General features: G+C 60.5%; 4 protein-coding genes and 1 pseudogene. 4 read left to right on the top strand and 1 reads right to left on the bottom strand.

The window, feature by feature from the left end; all coding sequences use genetic code 11:
• Window positions 1-548: 548 nt before the first annotated feature.
• Both QJT78_RS49365 and QJT78_RS49360 read left to right on the top strand, forming a co-directional pair.
• Window positions 549-1,004 carry a hypothetical protein gene (locus tag QJT78_RS49365; protein ID WP_281460795.1) on the top strand — a complete coding sequence of 152 codons (456 nt, stop codon included), beginning with the start codon at window positions 549-551 and terminating at the stop codon, window positions 1,002-1,004.
• A 451-nt stretch (window positions 1,005-1,455) separates the two neighbouring features.
• Window positions 1,456-2,472, top strand: coding sequence for a hypothetical protein (locus tag QJT78_RS49360; protein WP_281460794.1), 1,017 nt, complete (start codon window positions 1,456-1,458; stop codon window positions 2,470-2,472).
• A gap of 17 nt (window positions 2,473-2,489) precedes the next feature.
• On the opposite strand, the pseudogene QJT78_RS49355 reads toward QJT78_RS49360, so the two are convergent.
• Window positions 2,490-3,170, bottom strand: a pseudogene (locus QJT78_RS49355) (IS630 family transposase); the annotation flags it as partial.
• 102 nt (window positions 3,171-3,272) lie between these two features.
• Between QJT78_RS49355 and QJT78_RS49350 the strand changes: the two are divergent.
• Window positions 3,273-3,467, top strand: a complete 195-nt coding sequence (locus QJT78_RS49350) for a hypothetical protein (protein WP_281460793.1) — start codon at window positions 3,273-3,275, stop codon at window positions 3,465-3,467.
• 27 nt (window positions 3,468-3,494) lie between these two features.
• The gene (locus QJT78_RS49345; RefSeq protein WP_281460792.1) at window positions 3,495-3,698 is read left to right on the top strand and encodes a hypothetical protein; all 204 of its coding nucleotides are present in this window, start codon (window positions 3,495-3,497) and stop codon (window positions 3,696-3,698) included.
• Window positions 3,699-3,804: the final 106 nt, after the last annotated feature.

Here is a 3,804-nt window from a genome sequence, read left to right as displayed (position 1 = left end):
AAGCCGACCTGATCTGCGGCTTGCCCGGCGCGCTGCTGCCGCTCGGTCCTTGACCGGCGGGGCGTCCGCCCCCGTTCGCCCAACCCATCCCTCAAGCGCGTTGCAAAGTACGGGTGGTCAGGCGGTGAAAAGCCGAATGCACTCCTGTGCGCCTCGTCAGAGCAGATGTGCGGCCACATCAATCGGGCCCAAAAGCCGCACTCTCACGAATAGGACGGGCTAAAGGGGCGGGTTCGCTTTAACGCACGCGAGGCCACCGGGGCCGCGCTCAGCGCGGCGCTGCTGGAGCCGACACCCTCGCTCGTGGTGACGACCAGCCATGGAATGACCGCTCCGCTCGACAATGGGGCCGCACTCCGGTCGCAATCGGGTTTCTCGTCGCTGCTTGGCTGATCGCGCCGGCGAGAGTCAACTGCTGAAGGTGCTTCGCTCCGGACACGAAAAGGAGATCCACCTGACAATTTGCAGTTGGTGAGCGAGGACCGACTTCTCACCGTCATACGATGGTGATATAACTTGTAGTTGTATTTCAAAAAAGGGAGAGTTCCATGACTCACGCACTGAATCTCACCTTGCCGATCAAGCAGGACGCCGAAACCCTGCAGAAGCTGAGAGGCCTGGAGGCGATCTTCGCCGACGAAGTCCAGCCCGCCATCGATGCGGCGCTAAAGAAGTCCAAACTGGTGCATTTCGCGCGCGTCGTCGTCATCGACGACAAGTACATCCAGGTCATTACGGAGTATGAAGGCTCGCATCAGGAATATACCGAATTCTTTCGGAAAGAACTGACGAAGGTGTTTGCTGCCATATTCGCACTGACGGACGGCTTGCCGGACGTCGGAGATCCAAATGCATTCTTCGAGTTCTCGAAGAACCATAATTTCCGATCACTGGGCAAGGCAACCGACGGGTCGACCGACATCTCCGGCAACCCGTCCGGCTGGCTGTTTTCAGCCTATGACCACATGACGGTCGACGAAATTCTCACGAAGCTCGGGAAATAGCTTCCCGGGCCGAGTTGGTTCTCTCGGAGACGACACGCCTGGCTGGCTTTCGGTTCAACCCTCATGCGAGACCAATGCTATGGTGGATCTCGACAATGTGCAGGCAATCGTTGCCCGAAGCTCCACGAAGCCGCTGCTTGCGGTTCTGCTATTCAGGTTCGGCGATCCCGCGCATGCACGAGCATTTCTGAAGCAATGGGTACCGCGCGCCGCTGCGGCCATGGCACCGGATGTCGGAGGTCCGACGTTCCACTTCATGTTCAGCTGGAACGGCATCGAAGCGCTGATGTCAGGCCGGGCCGGCTTTGATGTGGCGCAAGGTCGCCGGGAGTTCGATATCTTCTTTGTCGACCCGACGCAGGCGCCGGACGGCGGCATCGCCGCGCAACTTGGTTTCCTCGGCGCCAGCGCGCCGGGGACTTGGTGGGATCGCAGGTTCACGTCGAGCCAGGTGGATCTCGCCATTCATATCGGGTTCGACAGCCCCGAACAAAAGGCCGATTGCCTCGCGGAAGTTCGGCGATCCGCGGCAAGCTCAGGTGTGGAGGAGTTTGCGCTCGACTGTTGGGATGATCGCGCGCTGTCGGGCTACCGGCCGGCCGACGGCCGACTCCACTTCGGCTATCGCGACGGCATCACCTCGCCCAATGTGGACTGGCAGGACACCGGGGCTGCGGGTAGCGTCGATTTCCGCGAGATCGTTGTAGGCTATCCGACCGAGGACTATCCGACGGCGCCGCTCAGGCCGGGCATCTGGCAAGACTTCGCCCGCGACGGCACATTCGTCGGCCTGTCATGGGTCTATCAGGACGTCGCGGGCTTCAACCAGTTTCTGAAGGACAACGCGCCACTGGCGCCGGCGAACGTCGATCCGGGATTCGTCGAAGAATGGGTGGCGGCGAAATTGATGGGGCGCTGGCGGCATGGATCGCCGCTGTCGAGGTTTCCGGACGGGCCGCCACCGCGGCCGGACCTGGATGACGGATTCGGATATAGCGACGATCCCTCTGGCATCAAATGTCCGCTCGGGGCGCACATCCGGATTGTCAATTGCCGCGATCAGCCGATGAAATTTGCCAACCGGGTCCGGTTCCCGAAGGGGCCTCCGCGCGTCGTGCGCCGCGGCTTTTCCTACGGGCCGCATCTAGAGGGCACGAAGGACGACGAGAAGGACCGCGGTGTCATCGGTCTGTTCTATTTCGCGAGGATCAACGAGCAATTTTACACTCTACTGCGTTGGATGCAAAAGACCGACTTCAGCGACGCGTACAGGACCATCCCGAACGGATTGAACGCGCAGGATGCGTTGATCGGCAATCGGGAGGGGACGAAGGCGGAAAAGACCTTCCATGTCCCCCTCGCGGGGAAGTCGGCTCTGACGCTTCAGCTCCAGGATTTCGTTAGCTACAAGGGCGTTGTGATATTGTTCTCACCCAGCATCTCGGCCCTGCGCCTGATGATATCGTAGCGGAAAGACCGTGGCGGCGTTGCGATGATCTTTCCGGTGGCGACTTCGAGCGCCGCAAACAATGTTGTGGTGCCATGCCGCTTGTAATCGTGGCTCTGGCCGGTCAAAGCGCGGCCATTCGGCAACTTCAGATAACCTTGCGCTCGCTCCAAAGCATGGATCGAAGGCTTCTCGCATAGCACAATAGCCTTCGCCGGCGGGGCGACGTAAAGGCCAACGACATCGGCGGCTTTGGCCGTAAAGTTCGGGTCGTTGCTTTCGCATCAGGACTTTCGAGCTGCGAGGTCAATCTTGTGGCTGCGCAGGAACCGCCAGACATATTGGACGTCAACATCGTCCAGCGCCTCGGCCAGCAGAGGACCGGTCCAGCCCGCAAACCCGTGCGGCGGCGGCTTATCCAACAGCTTCAGAATCCGCTTATCGGTCGTCTTCGTATAGATCGGCTGCTTGCCCGGCCGCGGCTTGTCTTGCAGCCCTTCAAGGCCATGGTCGGCATAGCGATGCCGCCAAAGGCTGACAATCCGCGGCTCGACCCCGACTTCCTTGGCGATCGACCGGGTACTGCGCCCATCCGCCGCCAACAGAACTATCCGCGCCCGCTTCAAATCGCGCTGCAACGTCACCGGAGAGCGATAACACGCCTCAAGCACCTTGCGATCTTTCCTTGAAAGGTGGACTTCTCTTACTTCGGATATCATCCCGACCTTGAATCACGACTCTCGATCTAAGAAAAGTGGGTACTAGGGGTAGAAGAATTCGTCACGCGCCACGCAAGAGCGACGACGGGCCAGAACTGGCTGATGCAGAGCGAGGAGAATACGGCGCTGTCGACGTATCTGCGCTACCTCGCCAATGGCGCACCGATCACAATCGATATCGCGGGTGCGGAGGCAAAGGCTGCCTACCAGCGCGGCGAGGCCCTCAGCGCGCGCAAGATCGGTGCGTTGAATTTCTCATGCGCCGATTGCCACAGCGCCGACAAGTCCGCCTCGTAGTGGATTCGCGGCCAATGGCTCGGCGAATTGCGCGGACAACTCGATTACTTCCCGACCTGGCGCACCAGCCAGCAGTCGGTGTGGGACATCCGCAAGCGCTTCCAGTGGTGCCAGGTGGCCATCTGGGCTGACGATTTGCCACCGGACGCGCCCGAATATGGCGACCTCGAGCTCTATCTCGCCCGCCAGAATGCGGGACAAAAGCTCAGCGTTCTCGGCATACGTCACTAGCCCGTCCTATTCGTGAGAGTGCGGCTTTTGGGCCCGATTGATGCGGCCGCACATCTTGTCTGACGAGGCGCACAGGATTGCCTTCGGCTTTTCGCCGCCTGACGAC

Source organism: Bradyrhizobium sp. Mp27, from assembly GCF_029953005.1.
Lineage (GTDB): Bacteria > Pseudomonadota > Alphaproteobacteria > Rhizobiales > Xanthobacteraceae > Bradyrhizobium > Bradyrhizobium barranii.
Note: the sequence above shows the minus strand (reverse complement) of the source record. Positions and strands in the feature narration are given on the sequence as shown.

Excerpts from the sequence above, each read along its gene's own strand:
- QJT78_RS49365 (WP_281460795.1), top strand. The coding sequence starts at position 549 with ATGACTCACGCACTGAATCTCACCTTGCCGATCAAGCAGGACGCCGAA.
- QJT78_RS49350 (WP_281460793.1), top strand. The coding sequence starts at position 3,273 with ATGCAGAGCGAGGAGAATACGGCGCTGTCGACGTATCTGCGCTACCTC.